Raw genomic sequence first — 18,608 nt, 5'->3', positions numbered from 1 at the left:
CGCAGAGGAGGCGCTTGTGAAATTTCCCAAATGAATGGATCACGCATATAACAGCAGAGGATGCCAGGGCATGTACCCGCTCATTTCCTGTGGAGACCGTTCACATGGTCGTAAGGGGGGAGAAAAAAGGTGGATTTTTTCCCGGCGATGAGAGACCGTTCTCACAGTCGGAGCAAGCACGTTGGAGAGCGGGGCGCGTTCCATAGAGCATTTTCCTGCCGGACAGCAAAAAGTAGCGGAGGATTCCGCTGCTTGCTTATGCAGATGTGGGAAGTGACCCCTTATTGTTTTACTTTCTGTCCGCCGATGTTGAGATAGACAATTGCGAAGACGATGAGCAGCATTCCGATGACCTTGGATGTGGTAAACTGTTCATGGAAGAACAGGGCGCCCACAATTGCGGCTACAAACGGCTCTACCGTCGCAAGGATGGATGCCTTCCCGGCATCAATTCCGCTCAGCCCCTTTGTATAAAACAGGAACGGAAGAACCGTGCTGAACAGGGCGAGACCCAGTGCGGACAGCAGGCTGCTGATTTGAAATAGTTGGGTAATATTTTCTGTTATACCGGAAATCGGAAGCGTTCCGATTGCGGCGATGACAAAGGTATAAAATGTAATGGTGGAGGCATCATATTTGCCGACAATGCATTTGCCGAAAATGCTGTACAGAGCATAGCCGAAGCCGGCGCCAAGGCCGAGAATCAGTACCTTTACGGAGAGCGTTTCTTCTCCACTGAATGCGCCGGTTACGAAGCCAAGGCCGATAAAGGTCATAGCCAGTGCGATGAGTTTCGGAACTGTGACGGACTCATGAAAAAAGATGGCCGACAGAACCATAACAAAAATCGGAGCGGTATACAGCAGCAGAGCAGGCACCGCAGCGCTGCCTGTCACATTGATGGCTTCAAAGTAGCAATAGTTAAAAAATACAATGCTGAAAATTCCTGTTCCAATAAAGTACGGAATATCCCTGATGCGGATTTTCAGCTTGTGACGGTCGGTCAGAAACAGATAGAGAAACAGCAGTAAAGCGGTAAAAAAGGAACGGATTTCCACACATTGCAGCGAATGAAAGCCCGCAGCGTTTAAAATACTGACAAAAATTGAAATGATGCCCCACAGACTTCCTGCGAGGATGATATAACATGCGTTTTTCATAAGGACCTTTCTCTCATTTGAAACAGATTGTTTATTTTAAAAGCAAATTGTATTATAATCAATACATACCATACCGCATGCGGAGATTGCAAGATGGATGCCGAAATTGTCATTTGAAATACAATGACGTTTTTTGACGCGGCTTCTATGGCATGCCGAAGGTGCATGGTATAAGGATTCTTTGCGTAACAGGAAAGGAATAAAATGAAGAATACAGCACTTTCAACACTGGGATTCCTGATGAATTATCTGGATATCCAAACGGTATCCATGTCACAGGCAATTCATGTCGACGCGAGCCTGGTCAGCAAATGGAAAACAGGAAAACGGATGTTTTCCGGGAAATCTGTTTATTTTGATGCGGTAGTCGAGTATATTCTGTCTCAAAGCCGGAAATCGAATCACCAGCTTCTGAAAAATGCCCTACTTCAGCTCTATCCGCATGAGACTGTTCAGGAAACCGTGGATGTGGAATCGCTGCTCCGTCAGGCGCTGACAAATACCGCTTCGCATGAAGCCTCCAGACAGCACCAGCTTTTGTCAGACAGCACAGACGCTGTTTCCGCACTGATTTTTGAGGGAAACGAAGGACGGCGGCAGGCAATCACAAAGCTGATTGATTATGCAGAGGATATGACGGTTCCGGGTGAAATCATTTTTCTGGACTCGGAAGAATACATCTGGCTGCTGGAGGATGAAGCATTTTCCGACCAGTTTACCGAACGCATTTTTTCCCTGTTGCGCAGAGGCTTTCATGCGAAATTTGTCCTGGATTATTCCTCCTATCGCGATCGCTTTATGCAGCTGTTCAGTGCATGCAGCCCGTTGATTTTTCATCGGAATGTGGAGTGGTATTATTACGAATACTACGATGAACATATTATGAATTTTTCTTTCTTCATTTTAAATCATGCGGTCTCTCTACTGGGCTTGTCCGTGGGCGGAGAAGACCCGTCCACGATGGTATTTACCGATACCTCTCTTGTCATCCGCCACGAGGTTCTCGCAGACCGTATGATTAGGCAGTGCAGCTGTGCGTTTACAACCTTCCATCCGTCAGAGTTTGAAGGTGTCGTAAATGATATTTATCAGTTCAGAAGAAAGGGCGCTTTTTATACCTATCTTCCCGCTCCGGCATTTATGTCGTCCAGAGAATCCCTGATGCGGGAAATTCTAACAGACAATGGGATCAGTGAAGCAGAGATTCAGCAGCAGCTGATGGTAAACAATCGGTTTCGTGAGGTGACATCCTGCCATTTCCTGGAGGGAGAGACACAGCGGGAACCGTTTGTCTTTATTTTTCAGCTCGAGGAAATGCTCCGGCGCATTAAAAAGGACATCTTTATCAGCAGAAGCCTCACCATTCTGAACGGAAAGGAAATACGCATTACAAAGCGCCAATATGCGCAGGAAATCCGCGATTTTGTGCAGGATCTGATGCAGTACGACAATATGCAGATTGTTTTTGTATCTGAAAAAGATAACATCCGGCTTCCTTCGGTCAACTGCTGGTGTAAGCGGAATCTCTGGATGGTTCAGATGGATCAGGAGGGCTTCCGGTTGAGCGATGAAATTGGCATTGTCAATTCGGCCGCGATTGCGCTGGAGAGCTGTGTGAAAAAGGTCCCGCCGGAACGAAAGGAAAAAAATTCGGTTCGCCAGTTTATGCTCGAGCTGGCGGATGAAATGGAATCCGATGTGAACGGATGATTTTTGAAAAGCAGCCTGAATAAAAAAGATGGTCTGGCATAAAGCACAGGATTTTTCTGTGAGGACAGACGCGAGTGCCTGTTTGCACCAAAACAAAACCTCTGTTTCCGAATGGATCCAGAGGTTTTGCTTGTATACTCAGTCACTCATTGATGATATCAAATTGTGTGCGGATCAGACGTGTCGTGCAGCATTCCGGGGAATACTGCCAGAAGGCGAGATGTCCGCTGTCAATATAATACGATAAAGGAGGCGGGACAGCTGGGATATGCCCGATGCGGTCAATGAGATTCAGCTTGATCTTCATGCGTTCCGGCAGGATGGATTTGATGTAGCAGGATACGGTTTCTCCCGGGGATACCGGAAAGCGCTGTTCTGCCAGACCGGATAAATTGGGTGTCAGCTCGATGAACACACCGTAGTCTTCCACACTGCGCACAATGCCGCAGACGGTTTCTCCGGCGGCAAATTGTGCGGCATTCTGTTCCCAGGTGCCCAGCAGCTCACGGTGTGTCAGAGAAATGCGTCCGGTTTCTTCATCCATGCCGGAGATCACGGCGCGCAGCAGCTGTCCGACACTTACACGGTCAGACGGATGGAAAATGCGGCTGACGGACAGGTTTTCAATTCCAATGAGAGAGATCAGACCACAGCCGACATCGACAAACGCACCAAACGGTTCCAAATGCGTCACACGCACCGGCAGGATATCTCCCGGACGTCGTTCCGTAAAAAGCGCGTGCAGTGCTTCCTGTTGTGCCGTGCGGCGAGACAGATAGGCCGTATTGCCCTCAATGCGCTGGACATGGAAGCAGACCGGTTTGCCGACACGTGACAGAATAGCGATTTCCCGTGTCTGCCCGGTATCAATGCCGAGGGCACATTCCTCACGTGGCATCACGCCGGTCAGGCCATCCAGCTGAATCATCAGATTATGCCCCGCGTCACACCGCACGGCAACCGACTGCAAAATACTGCCGTCCTGTGCGGCGGCATATACTTCCTCCCGTTTTGGGATGGTTGTTTCCAGATTTTCCGGTGCATAGCTTGGATGCATAGGTTCCCTCCATTCTCAAAAGTCCATGGCTTTTTGCTCTGCTTTGACTATATGCCGGAAACCGGTCAGACATGCGTGTTAGTTTTTTCCGGACAGGCACGAGGGTTGAGAAGGAAAACCGTTCGCTTGTCTTTCGCAGACAGGTATGCTACACTAAGGACAAAAGCAAGGAGGGAAAAAATGGACATTCGATTGGGCGATATTCTGACAATGAAAAAAGCGCACCCGTGTGGGAGCCGGGAATGGGAGGTGCTGCGTGTCGGTATGGACTTCCGTCTCCGGTGCACTGGCTGTGGGCATACGATTATGATTCCTCGCAGCAAGGCGGAAAAAAATATCCGCGGGGTTGTGCATACGGACGGCACGGAAGGGAAGGAATAATACCATGCTGATCGATGGAAAACAGATGCATTTGCGGTGTACGGCAAAAGAGATCGGACGATATGTCATTCTGCCCGGTGACCCCGGGCGCTGTGCAGCTATAGCGGCGTTTTTCGATGACGCCCATGCAGTTTCCTCTAATCGGGAATTTAACGTCTGGACAGGCTTTCTGGACGGGGAAAAGGTGTCTGTCTGTTCCACCGGAATCGGCGGGCCGTCTGCGGCGATTGCACTGGAGGAACTGGTGGAATGCGGCGCGGATACCTTTATCCGTGTCGGCACCTGCGGCGGTGTGGATGCGTCCGTGCGCGGCGGTGATGTGGTAGTAGCGACTGCGGCTGTGCGGCAGGAGGGCACTTCGCGTGAATATCTCCCGCTGGAATATCCCGCAGCGGCGAGTTATCCGATTGTGCGCGCACTGGCAGATGCCTGCGAGGCGCTGGGCTTCCGCACGCATGTCGGCGTTATCCAGTCCAAGGACAGCTTTTATGGCGAGATCCGGCCACAGTGCATGCCGATTGCGGCACAGTTGCAGGAGAAGTGGAACGCATGGACAGCGGCGGGTGTACTGGCCAGTGAGATGGAATCTGCGGCACTGTTCGTCGCAGGTGCCTGCCTGCATGTGCGCTGCGGCACGGTGCTCAATGTGCTGTGGAACGATGAGAGCGAAGCTCCTGCCGTGCCGGAGGGTGCCGCACAGCGCGGCATTCGTGCGGCTGTCGAAGCCATCCGCAGACTGATCCGGGAGGATAACAGATCATGATCCGTACAACGGCAGACAAGATAACAGCGCAGCCCCGGCATTGATTGGGGCTGCGCTGTTTTTTATCGTACCGGGAAATCTTCCGGCAGCGGGGCAGGACGGTCAAATGTTGTCTGCATCGTGCGGAACTGCTGACTCTGTGCCGAGTCCAGCATGTGTTCCATGACTTCGAGCGAATGCAGAGCCATCGCACCGCTGGCACGCTCCGGACGGTTTTTCGCAATGGCAAGCACCATGTCGATCAGGCCGATGCCGCGGCTGTTTTCCGCATGGCTGGTGGAACGGAACGGGCGGGTAATGGGGATGTGAATCCAGTCTTTGTCCAGATCAGCCTGTGCGCGCGGCATCTGGTACCAGCGGTAATTGTCCTGTGTGCGCAGGAGGATGTCACCGCCGAAAATATTCGGGCCGTCCAGCGGGTCGATATCCGGAATGCACAGCGTGCCCTTTGTGCCGTAGAGTTCCATGCGCGGCAGGTTGGAATCCCACACATCAAACGAGAACATCGCGGTACCAATTGCACCGGAGGCAAATTGCATCAGGCCGGTGGTATAGGTGTCCACTTCGACGTCAATCTGTTCCCCGCAGTGCGGCTGGCTGGTGATCGGGCGCGTGTCAAAGGTACGCTTGGACATGGCACAGCAGGTGCTGACCGGGCCGAGCAGGGAGAGCAGGGCGGTGACATAATATGGGCCGATATCCATCAGCGGGCCGGCTCCCTTGTGATAGAAAAACGCCGGATTGGGATGGAATGTTTCACCGCCGTGATAGATGACGAACGCAGAAGCACCGATGACTTCGCCGATGGTGCCTGCATCGAGCACATCGCGGCAGGTTTGCAGGCGGCCGCCGAGGAACGTGTCCGGCGCACAGCCGACGCGCAGATTGTTCTGTGCGGCAAGCTGCATCAGTTCCTGCCCTTCGGCAAAGGAGCCTGCGAGCGGCTTTTCCGTATAGACATGTTTGCCGCATTCGAGTGCGAGCTTGTTGAGCGGATAGTGCATGTCCGGTGTGGTCAGATTGAGGATGAGATCGACATCCGCTTCGCGGATCAGATCCTCTGCACAGGCATACGCCTGCGGAATGCCATATTCGGCCGCTTTGCGCTGGGCTTTTTCCAGTGTACGTGAAGCACAGGCACAGAGTGTGACAAGATCGCTGTATTTTTGAAGCGTGGTCAGATAGACATGACTGATATCGCCGAGACCGACGACGCCGATGCGCAGTTTCTTCATAATGGGGAAACCTCCTTACTGTTGTTACAACCAGTATACCAGTCCGTCGGTTCCGGAGCAAGAAAAAAACGGAAGCAGATTTTTCTGCTTCCGTCAGCCTGTCGAAGAACCCGGCTGCGCATTAAGCGAGAGCCAGATTTTGGCACATATAGGGAAAAAGCCGGAAAACTGGAATAGGGAAATGGATCTTCCACTTCCACATAGCCAGCTTTTTCAGATTCATGGCAGCAAATTTAAGCTTCACCCAGTTGGTAACTTGAGCCAAGCCTCGATATTGTGTATAGCGCATGCCATGCTTTTCTTTGGCATCTGCAAATACACGTTCAATCTTTTGTTGTCGGAGTTTATATGAGTCACGATATTCAGTCATATGACGTGCGTCTTCTGCCAACTCTACATAATCGGCCCATACGTGTCTGGTGACAGTCTTTTCAAACTTTGCACTCGATGTACACAGCTCTCTGGTCGGACAATGTTCGCAGACGTATGACCTGCTCTTATATTCACGATATCCATCTTTGTTCGTTGTTGCATAATGAAGTGTTTTATACTCCGGACAGATTACACAATCATAATACTCATCATAAACATATTTCCACCATTCATGACCGCCTTTCTTTATCATGGGACGTTTATATGCTGTAGATAATACTCTTCCGCTCTCAAAAATACGTTTGCAAATCGAAGGAGTTTTGTAGGCGCTGTCTGCTACTATCGTTTTATGTTCTGGGTAATGTTCGCAAAGCTGGTCATATAACGGGTCAAATGCTACACTGTCATGTACATTTCCTGCTGTTACTTCTACGTCGAGAATAAAATTATGCTTGTCACAGGCTGTATGCGCTTCGTAGGCAAAACACTTCTTGTGTTCACCTTTATGGAATACGCCGGCATCCGGATCCGTTGTCGAAACTGTTATTTCTTTCTCCTTTGGCGGTGTTGAATCGTCATCATCGTCGAATGGCTTTTTGTCGTGTTCTTCGCGATCTCTGTTAATTTCTTCCCGCAGCTCCTTTGCATATCGTTTTGCTTCAACTGGAACAGCTTTTCGTGCTTTTTTCTTCATGTTTGCACTTGCTTTGATATGTGTCCCATCGATAAAAATTGCACTCGTATCCAGAAATCCTTCCTTTGCTGCTGTGTTCAATATCCACCGAAATATATATTCTACAGTTGCTGTTGTAAAACGATGCTTAAAATGATAGCTTACTGTTGAAAAATGCGGCACCTGCTCATTCAATGGATAACCGATAAACCACCTGTATGCAACATTCATATTCACTTCTTCCAGCGTCCGCCGGAGCGATGGTATCCCATATATGTGCTGTATCATTACAATCTTAAACAATACTACCGGATCGATACCTGGCCTGCCGTTGTCCTTGCAGTACAAATCATCTACAAATTCATAAATTTGTTTGAAATCTACTGCTGCATCTATTTTCCTCAGTAGATGATCCTCGGGCACTAACATATCCAGACTTACAATCTCTACTGCCTCTCTGTTTTCCTTCCCTTTTACTATCATTTTATCACCTGTCTTTCTTATCTTTATTATAACAGAAAAAGCCGCCTTTCGGCGACTTTTTCGACAGGCTGACGGAAGCAGATTTTCTGCTTCCGTTTGTATGTGTGTCAGCTTGCTGCGCTTCCTGCGACGGGAGTGTCGGAGCCGGTGTCCGTGCCGCCCTCATTGTCGAAGACGTATTCGTATTGTACGATTTTATAGTCGTGCAGATCCTGTGCTGCCATTTCCAACGGGACGAAAATACCATCCTTGTTGATGCAGCCGGTTGCCGAAATAACCGGATATTCGTCCTTCAGGCTGTAGACATATTCCTCATATTCGCTCATCTGTGCACCGGCAACGTCGAGCGTCATCGGCCCAAGATAGTTGGCGCTGATGCGTCCGGCATCGTAGCCTTCAATGTCATAGTTCGCCCAGATGAAGAACGGAACGGTGTGTTTATCCATCTCGATTTCTGCATCCGTCTTGGTGGAATACATGGTCAGATGGTTGTAATACGAATTTTCGATGTACGGCATATGGTCGCCGAAGAAGACAATGATCGTCGGCTCATCCTGTTCACTGAAGTATTCCACCAGCTTTTCAATCGCGCGGTCGGATTCCTGAATCAGGGAGAGGTACTGCTTGGTGTACGGATACAGTGAATCATATTCAAACTCGACGGTTTCCGGGAAGTTGGAATAAACCGTATCATAGCCGCAATGGTTCTGCATCGTGACGTTGAACAGGAACAGCGGATCATCCGATTCCGCATTGTTCGATTCATAGGTCTCGATGATCTTGTCAAATGACGAATTGTCGCTGACATAGCGGCGGAGATATTCGGTGGTTTCGTCATCGAAGTCGTCAATGTCGAGGAAGGTATCAAAGCCCATCAGCGGATACGCACGGTTGCGTCCCCAGCCGGAGCCGTAATACGGATGAATGGCCACTGTGCTGTAGCCCTGCTCCGACAGAACCGAAGCGAGGGATTCGGTTTCACCGTGGACATATTGCAGCATCGGATAGCTGCCGGATTTGAAAAATGCGTAAGTATTGCTGGTCAGGAATTCATATTCCGAGTTGCAGGTGCCGCCGCCGAAGGCAGGGACAACCAGCTGTCCGGTGATGGCATTGTCGTCTTCACTCAGCGAGTGAACAAACGGCATCACGTCATCGATGTTTTCCAGATTCAAATCACCGAGGATGGACAGATCTGCAAAGGTTTCATCCATGATGGCGATGATGTTCGGCTGTTCTGTGGCTGTGTCTGCGGTTTCATCGCTGGAGACCGAGGAGAGAATGGTGTTTGCATTCTCTTTGGAATAATCGCTCGGTGCCTCGTTGAACAGCGAATCCATGTTGATGGTGAAGTTGAGTGCCATGCCGTTGCGGCGGTTGGCCGTTACCTGACGCCATGCACTGATGTAGAAGTTATCCCGTCCGACGGTTGCAATCAGCGTAAAGGCGGTCAGCATCACGGCAGAAGCCGCGAACAGTTCCACGCGTTTGCGCACCCGCGGTACAGGGAATTTCATGCGCATTGTGATGACCCACCAGATGATGCAGCCAACCACACAGGCAATGACCTGCGGGGGAATCGTCCAGGTAAAGCCATCGAGCGCCTGTGCTGCGGTTCCTACCGCGTACAGGTCCCACGGGACAACCGGTGAATTGCGGATATCGATCGAATAGTAGTTGATGACGCCAAAGATGAGAAAGACCAGGTTGAGAAAAATGATAGAAAAACGGGTGCGTCCGGTCACCGCGCGGAACAGGAGGAAGACACCATAATAGAACATCAGGTTTACCCAGAAAGCAAAGCTGTTCGGCAGCATGCATTCGCTGTCGCTTCCGCCGAATTCCAGCACCTCCACCATGAGGAAGGTTGCCAGCGGCGTGAGATAAAAGAAAATCATTCCTATGTTGGACGCGAGAAACTGTTTACACAAATTTAACTTATTTTTCATTCTTAAAAGCGCCTCCATTGGACTTAAAACACGGTTATTATACCTTTTGAGTAACAAAAAGTCAAGGGACGCGCAGGAATGGCCCACACGTCCCTTGTGAAAATGTATAGTTTCCGTAAAAAGTTTTAGAAGACGCTTTTTACGTCAGAAAAAGTTCAGGAAAGCAGCTTTTTGATACGCTCAACGGCTTCCTTCGTCTTATCACGGTCACCAAATGCAGTCAGACGGAAAAAGTTTTTGCCGTTTTCACCAAATCCGGCGCCCGGCGTGCCGACAACGTTGGCATTCTCCAGCAGGTAGTCAAAAAATTCCCAGGACTCCATGCCGTTCGGGCACTTGAGCCAGATGTACGGGGAGTTTTTGCCGCCGGTGTACCAGATGCCGAGTTCATCCATTGCATCTGCGAGAATGCGTGCATTTTCGCGGTAGTAGTCCAGATGCTCCTGTACCTGCTTGACGCCTTCTTCGGTGAAGACAGCAGCCGCACCGCGCTGGACAATGTAAGCGACGCCATTGAACTTGGTGGTCTGGCGGCGCAGCCACATCTTGTTGAGGTTCATGCCCTCAAACTCCAGCTCCAGCGGGACGACCGTGTAGCCGCAGCGGGTACCGGTGAAGCCTGCGGTCTTGGAGAACGAGCAGAATTCAATGGCACACTTCTTTGCACCTTCGATTTCAAAGATGCTGCGCGGCAGGTTTTCGTCTGCTACAAAGCACTCGTAAGCTGCGTCGAACAGGATCACTGCCTGATTTGCCAGTGCATAGTCAACCCATGCCTTCAGGCCGGCACGGTCGTAAACAGCACCGGTCGGGTTGTTCGGGGAGCAGAGGTAGATGATGTCTGCCTTGACAGCCGGATCCGGCAGCGGCAGGAAGCCGTTGGATTCATTTGCATCCATATACAGGATCTTGCGGCCTGCCATCGTGTTGGTGTCGACATAAACCGGATAAACCGGATCCGGAACGAGGACGGTGTTATCCTGATCGAACAGGTCGAGAATGTTGCCGACATCGGACTTTGCACCGTCGGAAACAAAGATTTCATCCGATTCCAGCTGGGTGCCGTGAGAAGCATAGTATGCCTGGATGGCATCCTTCAGGAAGTCATAGCCTTGCTCCGGGCCATAGCCGCGGAAGCTCTCCTGATGGCTCAGCTCATCGACAGCGGCATGCATCGCGTCGATGGAAGCCTGCGGCAGCGGCAGGGTGACATCGCCGATGCCCATGCGGATAACCGGTGCATCCGGATGCGCTGCGGTATAGTCCGCAACCTTCTGCGCGATGGTAGAAAACAGATAGCTCTGTGCAATATTCGCAAAATTATGATTCACTTTCATAGGTTGTATCTCTCCTTTTCATAGATGCTGCAATAAACGCTTTAAACAGCGGATGGGCGCGGTTCGGACGGGATTTGAATTCCGGATGGAACTGAACACCGACATAGAACGGATGCTCCGCGATTTCGACCGTCTCCACCAGCTCGCCGGATGGGGAGGTGCCGGAGATGGTCAGGCCATTGCTCTCAAATTCCTGACGGAACTGATTGTTGAATTCGTAGCGGTGACGATGACGTTCGGAAATATCCTCCTGCTGATATGCCTCTGCCATCTTCGTACCCGGACGGATGTGGCACGGATATGCGCCCAGACGCATGGTGCCGCCCTTCTTGGAAACACCCTGCTGGCTTTCCATCAGGTCGATGACACAGTGCTGGCTCTCCGGGTCAAATTCACCGGAATTTGCATCCTCATAGCCGAGCACGTTGCGCGCATAGGAGATTACGGCAATCTGCATGCCGAGGCAGATGCCGAAATACGGAACCTTGCGGACACGGCAGTATTCTGCCGCGCAGACCATTCCCTCGATGCCGCGCGAACCGAAGCCGCCCGGCAGGATGATACCGTCACAGCCGGAAAGCAGCTTGTCCACAGAGGAGTCATTGATCTCCTCGGAATCAATCCACTCGATTTCGACCTCCGTGCCGTTTTCATACCCCGCATGTTGCAGGGCTTCCGCGACGGACAGATAGGCGTCATGCAGGCGGACATATTTGCCAACCAGGCCGATTTTGACGCTGCCCTTGCGGCTGTCGATGCGGTCGAGCATTTCATACCACTCGCTCATATCTCCCTTGCGGCAGTCGAGCACCAGCTCTCGGCAGACGATATCACAGAAATGACTCTGCTCCAGCATCATCGGTGCCTGATACAGCACCGGCACGGTTCTGTTTTCAATGACACAGTCCGGCTGAACATTGCAGAACATGGAAATCTTGTGGCGGATGTCATCGGTCAGCGGCTGGTCAACACGGCAGACAATCATATCCGGCTGGATGCCCAGGCCGCGCAGCTCTTTGACAGAGTGCTGTGTCGGCTTGGATTTCGGTTCATCCGAGCCGGAAATAAACGGAACCAGCGTGACATGGATGAACAGGCAGTTGCGGCGTCCGACCTCTGTGGATACCTGACGGATCGCCTCCAGGAACGGCTGAGACTCAATGTCGCCGGTCGTACCGCCGATTTCGGTGATGACAACGTCGGCGCTGGTCTTTTTGCCGACCGAATAGATAAACGATTTGATTTCATCGGTGATGTGCGGGATAACCTGGACGGTTTCGCCCAGATATTTGCCGTCACGTTCCTTGTTGAGGACATTCCAGTACACCTTGCCTGTGGTCAGGTTGGAATACTTATTCAGATCCTCGTCAATAAAGCGCTCGTAATGTCCGAGGTCGAGGTCGGTTTCCGCGCCGTCTTCAGTGACATACACTTCGCCGTGCTGAAACGGGCTCATCGTACCCGGATCGACATTGATATACGGATCGAGCTTTTGCGCAGCGACCTTCAGGCCGCGGCTTTTGAGCAGTCGGCCAAGTGAAGCAGCCGTAATGCCCTTACCGAGGCCGGAAACGACACCGCCGGTTACAAAGATATACTTGGTCATGCTTCCACGCTCCCTTCAAATACAGTAGTTGCAGAACCGCTGAGGAACACGGCCTCATCGGTATAACAGATCGTCAGATCACCGCCGCGCAGATGGATTGTGATATCCTCGCCCTTGGGGCAATAGCCGTTCAGGACAGCTGCGACAGCTGCCGCGCATGCGCCTGTGCCGCATGCCCAGGTTTCACCGCTGCCGCGTTCCCAGACACGCATTTGCAGGGTGTGATCGTCGATGACACGGATAAATTCAGTGTTGATGCGTTCGGGGAACATCTCATGGTTCTCGAACGACGGGCCGATTGCGGGGAGGTCGAGAGTTTCGACATCCTCATCGACAAAGACAACGCAGTGAGGGTTGCCCATGGAGACACAGGTGACCGCATACTGTTTGCCGTCCACATCGAGCGGAACGGAAACGGCGAGATCGCCCGTGAACTTTGTCGGAATTTCCGACGGCTTCAGGATTGCCTTGCCCATGTCGACGGTGACACGGACAATTTTGCCGTCTTCTGCGACCATTTTGAGCAGCTTGATGCCGCTGAGCGTTTCCAGCGTCATCTCAGGCTTGTCAATCAGGCCGTTGTCGTACATATACTTACCGATACAGCGCGTTGCGTTGCCGCACATCTTTCCTTCACTGCCGTCCGCGTTGAACATGCGCATTTTTGCATCTGCAACATCAGAAGGGCAGATCAGGACGATGCCATCGCCGCCGATGCCAAAATGACGATCGGACAGACGGATTGCAAGTGCTTCCGGGTCGGCAACCTGCTGATTGAAGCAGTTAAAATAAATATAGTCGTTGCCGCAGCCGTGCATTTTAGTGAAATTCAGCTTCATTTGCGTGTCATCCTCTAAAATCTGTAGAATTGGTTTGCTGCGCCGGGGCGCACAAAATACATTCAGACTAATTATACAGGGAAAGAAAGTCTATTTCAAGGGAGGAAAGCGACAAGATTACGGCGAATTTCCTCCGTTCCTTTGACTGCCGGGCAGACAAAGGAGAGAGTTCTATACAGACGCTCTTTTTTTGCTTGTTATTTCGCAAAGAGAAAGCGGCAAGAGAGCGCGATGCGGATAACGGGAGAATCCGGCTGCCCTGTACGGCAGACGGATTCCAAACACACGTTTTTCTTTTGCTTATTTTTCTGTTTTACAGAAAGAAAGCGGCAAAAAGGCGCGACGCGGATAACGGGAGAATCCGGCTGGCCTGTACGGCAGACGGATTCCAAACACACGTTTTTCTTTTGCTTATTTTTCTGTTTTACAGAAAGAAAGCGGCAAAAAGGCGCGATGCGGATAACGGGAGAATCCGGCTGCCCTGTACGGCAGACGGATTCCAAACACACGTTTTTCTTTTGCTTATTTTTCTGTTTTACAGAAAGAAAGCGGCAAAAAGGCGCGACGCGGATAACGGGAGAATCCGGCTGGCCTGTACGGCAGACGGATTGCAAACAAATGTTTTTCTTTTGCTTATTTTTCTGTTTTGCAAAAAGAAAGCGGCAAGAGAGCGCGATGCGGATAACGGGAGAATCCGGCTGGCCTGTATGGCAGACGGATTCCAAACACACGTTTTTCTTTTGCTTACTTTTCTGTTTTACAGAAAGAAAGCGGCAAAAAGGCGCGACGCGGATAACGGGAGAATCCGGCTGGCCTGTACGGCAGACGGATTGCAAACAAATGTTTTTCTTTTGCTTATTTTTCTGTTTTGCAAAAAGAAAGCGGCAAGAGAGCGCGATGCGGATAACGGGAGAATCCGGCTGGCCTGTATGGCAGACGGATTCCAAACACACGTTTTTCTTTTGCTTACTTTTCTTTTTTTGTAAAAAGAAAAGTAAGTCAGAAGGAGCGGATGATTTCCTCTGCGACATCGCGCTTGGTCTGTCGGTAATTCATGGCGCGTTTTTCGATGTAAGCATGCGCTTCTGGTTCACTCATATGTCGCTCCGCGACAAGAATGCACTTGGCACGATCAATGACGCGGATATCCTCAATGCGCTGGCGCAGCTGACGGTTTTCCTTTTGCAGCGTATAGACACGCATACGCGAGGCATTGACGAGATGCAGCGTCTGATAAAAAAGCGGGCGGGAAATCGGCTTGGTGATGACGAACACACCATCACTTTCCACACGCTCTGCGACAGAATCCGCAAGATCCGATTTAACAAGCATCAGCACGCCTGCCGTTGTGGTATGACAGGCGTGTACAGCAAATTCATGCCCAAATTCGTCTGTCAGCGGTGTATTGATAACAATCAGATCAACATTATTTTCAATTAAAACACGGCGCGCTTCATTGCAGGAGCCGGTGACCAAAATGCGATCGGGCCGCTGTCCGCCGGCCTGTAGCAGCTCCAGAAGCATATCCGCACTTTTCTTGGATGCAGTTACCAGTAATATTTTCTCCAAATTGACACCTCTCTGTGGCGTGGGATTTACACGTTATACTGCCGTGGTACGAAAACAGCAGACACACCACAAGCCGTCAGTAGGCAGAAAAATACAGCGAATCAATCATGGAAGATTTATCCGATGCATCGACATATCTGTTCCATTCGCTTGTCTTTGCCGACAGATACGCATCAATAATTTTCTCCGGAAGAGACCGATGTACAAATTCGCTGTTCTGCGATGCCTTAATTGCTTCATTCAGATTGCTTGGCAGGCAGTCATATTCACGCACGAGCGAAGCGGGTACATCGTACAGATTCAGGTTGCACGGATCACACAGCTTCAGGCCGCGTTCGATGCCTTCCATGCCTGCGCGGATGAGCAGGGAGAATGCAAGATACGGGTTTGCACACGGATCAGGTGAACGCAGTTCCATACGCTGATTGACACCGTGCGCCGCCGGAATGCGAATGAGCTGTGAACGATTCTGATGGCTCCAGGTGATATAGCGCGGTGCCTCATAGTTGCCGAAACGATCATAGGAATTGACCAGCGGATTGAGAAATGCCGAAATCTCATAGCAGCGGGTCAGAATACCCATGATAAAGCTCTCCACAACCGGGGAATGCGATTCATTCGGATTGCAGAACAGATTTTCTCCGTGCTGGAACAGCGACAGGTTGATGTGCAGGCCGTTGCCCGCATGATCGCGGAACAGCTTCGGCATAAACGATGCGTACAGACCGTTGGATGCCGCCAGCGTCTTGACTACACTGCGGAACGTAATCATATTATCCGCCGCAGTTACCGCGGAATCATAGGCAAAATCAATCTCATTCTGTCCGGGACCCTGCTCATGATGGGAGGCCTCCGGGCGCATATTCATCTCTTCCAGCGTCAGGCAGATCTGGCGGCGCACATTCTCACCCTTGTCCAGCGGCGCGATATCCAGATAGGACGCGTTGTCGTGCGGGATCTTGGTCGGCAGACCGTTTTCATCCTGCCGCAGCAGATAGAATTCACATTCCGTGCCGATTTTGACCGAATAGCCCAGACGACGCATGTCCTCCTGTGCCTGCCGCAGAACCTGACGGCCATCGCCCTCGAATGGCGTGCCATCCGGATACTTGATGTCACAGAAAAAGCGCACAACACGGCCCTGTGACGGACGCCACGGCAGAATGGAAAGCGTGGTCGGATCGGGGAACAGCAGCAGATCAGACATTTCAATATTCATGAATCCACGAACAGCGGATGCATCAAAGGAAATGCCTTCTTCAAAGGCACGCGACAGCTCGCGCGGCATAATGGAAATATTTTTCTGCTTGCCAAAAATGTCGCAAAAAGCCAAACGAATGAATTTTACATCATTTTCCGAGATGTACTGCATGACCTCGCGGTAGGTGTAATCGTTCATAAATCCTCCTCTGTTAAAAAACCGCAAAACGGACAGCAAGGAATTCTGGGTGAAATCTGCTGTCCGTATGGGTTTTATACTTGCAAAATAAAAATCAGTTAAAGGTATACATGCGCTTGTACGGGCTGTTGGAGTTCGGTGTCAGGACATAGAACTTCTCGCGCAGGAGCGCTTCCGGATCGCCGCCGAAGTTCTCACAGTAATCCTTGACATATTCCAGAATAGAAGCCTTGTCTTCGTTGGTTGCAACCTCGGCCTTGATCTGAACCGGAACATCCGGATCCTCATCACAGCGCAGGAAAATGCGTCCGCCGTGCATGCCGGTGCCGCAGAAGAAGCCGGTCGGCTGCTTGCCTTCACAGCCCTTGCCAAGGACGATGATAACGCCGCCTGCCTGGTATTCGCCCAGGAAGGAACCGGCCTTGCCGCCAATGACCAGAACCGGAATGTGCTCCTTGTACTGCTTCATGTGAATGCCTGCGCGATAACCGGCATCGCCCTTAATCAGGATCTTGCCGCCGCGCATGCCATAGCCGGTGGTGTCACCACAGTTGCCATCGATGATGATGGCACCGCTGTTCATGGTATCACCGGTTGCATCCTGTGCGTTGCCGTTGACCAGGATGGTGGAGCCGTCGAGATAAGCGCCCAGCGCATTGCCCGGCGTACCGGTGATAATAATGTTCTTGCCTCTGGAGGCCGCGCCGACATAGCGCTGGCCAATCAGATTATCAAGAAAAATCTCAGAATCCTCACAGGCGCGAACCCAGTTGTTGAGGTCTTCAAAATGCATGAGATCTACATTCAGTTTCTTCATAGTGATTCGTCCTTTCCCTTAGTGCGGCTGTGCGAGCTTCTTCGCGCGCTCCGCCTTGGCAAATGCCATCAACTGCGGATGCTGACGAATCAGGTCAAAGTCAATGGTGTCCAGCGGAACCTGATCGCGGATCAGGGAGGTGTAAATGCCGCCGCGATCTACATCGCCGATCAGAATAAAGCCGACCAGCTTATTGTCACGGACAACCAGCTTCTTATAGGAGGTTTCCGTCTTGGTGACAAATTCCTCGCCGTCATAGCTGCCTGCGGTAATCATATGCAGGCCGAGGAATCCGGACGCATTCATCGGGAATGCCTGATCGAATACCTTGTCGCCGCCTGCCATGTTGACGCCGGCAGCTTCGCCCTGCAGGTATGCGTTCGGCAGGATTGCCAGAATGCGGTCAGTGTCCGCTGCGATGTCATGCGAAACCGTGCAGTCGCCGGCAGCGTAGATGTCCGGAACGGTGGTTGCGCTGTGGGTGTCGACCAGAATGCCGCGATTGACCTCACAGCCAATTTCCTCTGCCAGACCCGTGTTCGGGCGGACGCCGACGGCGACAACCAGAACGTCGAAATCCAGCTCCATGCCGCTCTTGAAAATAGCATGGTTCGGTGTGGAGAACTTTGCAACGGAGTCAGACAGATAGAACTTCATGCCCAGACCCTCCAGATAGCTCTGGAGGAAGGAGGAACCGTATTCATCCAGTACATTCGGCAGGATGCGCGGCGCCATATCGACGATGGTCAGTGATTTGGACAGGTGCAGGATACCTTCTGCGCACTTCAGACCGATCAGGCCCGCGCCGATAATCAGTACATCCTTGTCCTTCTGATCGCCCAGCAGGCCAGCCAGACGGTGAGCATCGTCGAGCGTCATGAACGGGGTCTGTGCTTCAACGGTATCCAGACCCTCCATCGGCGGGACAAACGGACGGGAACCGGTGCAGATTGCCAGCTTGTCATAAGAGACCTTGTCACCGTTTTCCAGAACGACAGCCTTTGCGTTCTTGTCAATGCTGGTGACGGTGCGGCCGAGCATTGCGGTTACATTGTTTGCTTCATAGAAATCACGCGGACGATAGTTCATCTTTTCCTCGGTGGTCTTGCCGAGCAGGAGGTAGGAGATGAGCGGGCGGCCGTAGGTGAAATGCGGCTCGCTGGAAATCAGGACGATTTCACCGTACTTGTCGACCGAACGGATGCCTTCAACCGTGCCGATAGCGGCAGTTGCATTGCCGATGATAACATACTTCACT

At 51.4% G+C, this 18,608-nt stretch carries 16 protein-coding genes; 3 read left to right on the top strand and 13 right to left on the bottom strand.

The genetic code is table 11. The annotated features are described in order from the left end of the window. Positions 1–281 precede the first annotated feature (281 nt). Positions 282–1,160 (bottom strand): DMT family transporter, encoded by an 879-nt coding sequence (locus tag ACLM7Z_RS01175; protein WP_087021131.1) that lies wholly within the window; start codon positions 1,158–1,160, stop codon positions 282–284. A 204-nt stretch (positions 1,161–1,364) separates the two neighbouring features. Here ACLM7Z_RS01175 and ACLM7Z_RS01170 point away from each other — a divergent pair, with 204 nt between their 5' ends. Next, positions 1,365–2,870: a hypothetical protein gene (locus tag ACLM7Z_RS01170; protein ID WP_435645477.1), complete on the top strand. Its 1,506-nt coding sequence runs from the start codon at positions 1,365–1,367 to the stop codon at positions 2,868–2,870. Between the two features lie 142 nt (positions 2,871–3,012). Here ACLM7Z_RS01170 and ACLM7Z_RS01165 read toward each other — a convergent pair whose 3' ends face one another. Further along, positions 3,013–3,927, bottom strand: coding sequence for a S1 RNA-binding domain-containing protein (locus ACLM7Z_RS01165; protein WP_273350229.1), 915 nt, complete (start codon positions 3,925–3,927; stop codon positions 3,013–3,015). Positions 3,928–4,107: 180 nt separating this feature from the next. Here ACLM7Z_RS01165 and ACLM7Z_RS01160 point away from each other — a divergent pair, with 180 nt between their 5' ends. Together ACLM7Z_RS01160 and udp are read left to right on the top strand one after the other, a co-directional pair. Then, the gene (locus ACLM7Z_RS01160) at positions 4,108–4,308 is read left to right on the top strand and encodes a DUF951 domain-containing protein (protein WP_087021123.1); all 201 of its coding nucleotides are present in this window, start codon (positions 4,108–4,110) and stop codon (positions 4,306–4,308) included. Between the two features lie 4 nt (positions 4,309–4,312). Continuing rightward, complete coding sequence (udp, locus tag ACLM7Z_RS01155; protein WP_435645476.1) at positions 4,313–5,071, top strand: uridine phosphorylase; 759 nt, start codon at positions 4,313–4,315, stop codon at positions 5,069–5,071. Positions 5,072–5,133: 62 nt separating this feature from the next. Here the strand turns inward: udp and ACLM7Z_RS01150 are convergent, their stop codons facing one another. The 11 genes from ACLM7Z_RS01150 to ACLM7Z_RS01100 all read right to left on the bottom strand — a co-directional run bounded on the left by ACLM7Z_RS01150 (position 5,134) and on the right by ACLM7Z_RS01100 (position 18,607). Continuing rightward, entirely contained in the window at positions 5,134–6,306 is a 1,173-nt protein-coding gene (locus ACLM7Z_RS01150; protein WP_087021117.1) for a Gfo/Idh/MocA family protein, read from the bottom strand. A 121-nt stretch (positions 6,307–6,427) separates the two neighbouring features. After that, on the bottom strand, positions 6,428–7,834 hold the full coding sequence (locus ACLM7Z_RS01145) for an IS1182 family transposase (RefSeq protein ID WP_435645475.1): 1,407 nt from the start codon (positions 7,832–7,834) through the stop codon (positions 6,428–6,430). Positions 7,835–7,941: 107 nt separating this feature from the next. Continuing rightward, positions 7,942–9,783 (bottom strand): LTA synthase family protein, encoded by a 1,842-nt coding sequence (locus tag ACLM7Z_RS01140; protein ID WP_165761142.1) that lies wholly within the window; start codon positions 9,781–9,783, stop codon positions 7,942–7,944. 155 nt (positions 9,784–9,938) lie between these two features. Next, positions 9,939–11,120 (bottom strand): LL-diaminopimelate aminotransferase, encoded by a 1,182-nt coding sequence (locus ACLM7Z_RS01135; protein WP_087021108.1) that lies wholly within the window; start codon positions 11,118–11,120, stop codon positions 9,939–9,941. Next, positions 11,104–12,726 carry a CTP synthase gene (locus tag ACLM7Z_RS01130; protein ID WP_087021106.1) on the bottom strand — a complete coding sequence of 541 codons (1,623 nt, stop codon included), beginning with the start codon at positions 12,724–12,726 and terminating at the stop codon, positions 11,104–11,106. The genes ACLM7Z_RS01135 and ACLM7Z_RS01130 overlap by 17 nt, the downstream gene beginning before the upstream one ends. Continuing rightward, a complete protein-coding gene (gene dapF / locus ACLM7Z_RS01125; RefSeq protein ID WP_087021103.1) occupies positions 12,723–13,565 on the bottom strand; it encodes a diaminopimelate epimerase in 843 nt (280 codons plus the stop codon). The genes ACLM7Z_RS01130 and dapF overlap by 4 nt, the downstream gene beginning before the upstream one ends. A gap of 197 nt (positions 13,566–13,762) precedes the next feature. Next, on the bottom strand, positions 13,763–14,596 hold the full coding sequence (locus ACLM7Z_RS01120) for a hypothetical protein (RefSeq protein ID WP_435645474.1): 834 nt from the start codon (positions 14,594–14,596) through the stop codon (positions 13,763–13,765). Then, positions 14,565–15,134 (bottom strand): ANTAR domain-containing response regulator, encoded by a 570-nt coding sequence (locus ACLM7Z_RS01115; RefSeq protein ID WP_087021097.1) that lies wholly within the window; start codon positions 15,132–15,134, stop codon positions 14,565–14,567. Before ACLM7Z_RS01115 ends, ACLM7Z_RS01120 begins: the two co-directional genes overlap by 32 nt. A 76-nt stretch (positions 15,135–15,210) precedes the next feature. Then, entirely contained in the window at positions 15,211–16,533 is a 1,323-nt protein-coding gene (locus ACLM7Z_RS01110) for a glutamine synthetase family protein (RefSeq protein ID WP_087021094.1), read from the bottom strand. 94 nt (positions 16,534–16,627) lie between these two features. Further along, entirely contained in the window at positions 16,628–17,350 is a 723-nt protein-coding gene (locus tag ACLM7Z_RS01105) for a glutamate synthase (protein ID WP_087021091.1), read from the bottom strand. 18 nt (positions 17,351–17,368) lie between these two features. Next, positions 17,369–18,607 (bottom strand): NAD(P)/FAD-dependent oxidoreductase, encoded by a 1,239-nt coding sequence (locus tag ACLM7Z_RS01100; RefSeq protein ID WP_087021088.1) that lies wholly within the window; start codon positions 18,605–18,607, stop codon positions 17,369–17,371. Between the last annotated feature and the right edge of the window lies 1 nt (position 18,608).

The organism is Butyricicoccus porcorum, from assembly GCF_051246315.1.
Lineage (GTDB): Bacteria > Bacillota > Clostridia > Oscillospirales > Butyricicoccaceae > Butyricicoccus_A > Butyricicoccus_A porcorum.
Note: the sequence above shows the minus strand (reverse complement) of the source record. Positions and strands in the feature narration are given on the sequence as shown.

Excerpts from the sequence above, each read along its gene's own strand:
- ACLM7Z_RS01135 (WP_087021108.1), bottom strand. The coding sequence starts at position 11,120 with ATGAAAGTGAATCATAATTTTGCGAATATTGCACAGAGCTATCTGTTT.
- ACLM7Z_RS01150 (WP_087021117.1), bottom strand. The coding sequence starts at position 6,306 with ATGAAGAAACTGCGCATCGGCGTCGTCGGTCTCGGCGATATCAGTCAT.
- ACLM7Z_RS01130 (WP_087021106.1), bottom strand. The coding sequence starts at position 12,726 with ATGACCAAGTATATCTTTGTAACCGGCGGTGTCGTTTCCGGCCTCGGT.
- ACLM7Z_RS01145 (WP_435645475.1), bottom strand. The coding sequence starts at position 7,834 with ATGATAGTAAAAGGGAAGGAAAACAGAGAGGCAGTAGAGATTGTAAGT.
- ACLM7Z_RS01140 (WP_165761142.1), bottom strand. The coding sequence starts at position 9,783 with ATGAAAAATAAGTTAAATTTGTGTAAACAGTTTCTCGCGTCCAACATA.
- ACLM7Z_RS01105 (WP_087021091.1), bottom strand. The coding sequence starts at position 17,350 with ATGAAGAAACTGAATGTAGATCTCATGCATTTTGAAGACCTCAACAAC.
- ACLM7Z_RS01110 (WP_087021094.1), bottom strand. The coding sequence starts at position 16,533 with ATGAACGATTACACCTACCGCGAGGTCATGCAGTACATCTCGGAAAAT.
- dapF (WP_087021103.1), bottom strand. The coding sequence starts at position 13,565 with ATGAAGCTGAATTTCACTAAAATGCACGGCTGCGGCAACGACTATATT.
- ACLM7Z_RS01175 (WP_087021131.1), bottom strand. The coding sequence starts at position 1,160 with ATGAAAAACGCATGTTATATCATCCTCGCAGGAAGTCTGTGGGGCATC.
- ACLM7Z_RS01170 (WP_435645477.1), top strand. The coding sequence starts at position 1,365 with ATGAAGAATACAGCACTTTCAACACTGGGATTCCTGATGAATTATCTG.
- ACLM7Z_RS01120 (WP_435645474.1), bottom strand. The coding sequence starts at position 14,596 with ATGTCGCAGAGGAAATCATCCGCTCCTTCTGACTTACTTTTCTTTTTA.
- udp (WP_435645476.1), top strand. The coding sequence starts at position 4,313 with ATGCTGATCGATGGAAAACAGATGCATTTGCGGTGTACGGCAAAAGAG.
- ACLM7Z_RS01165 (WP_273350229.1), bottom strand. The coding sequence starts at position 3,927 with ATGCATCCAAGCTATGCACCGGAAAATCTGGAAACAACCATCCCAAAA.
- ACLM7Z_RS01160 (WP_087021123.1), top strand. The coding sequence starts at position 4,108 with ATGGACATTCGATTGGGCGATATTCTGACAATGAAAAAAGCGCACCCG.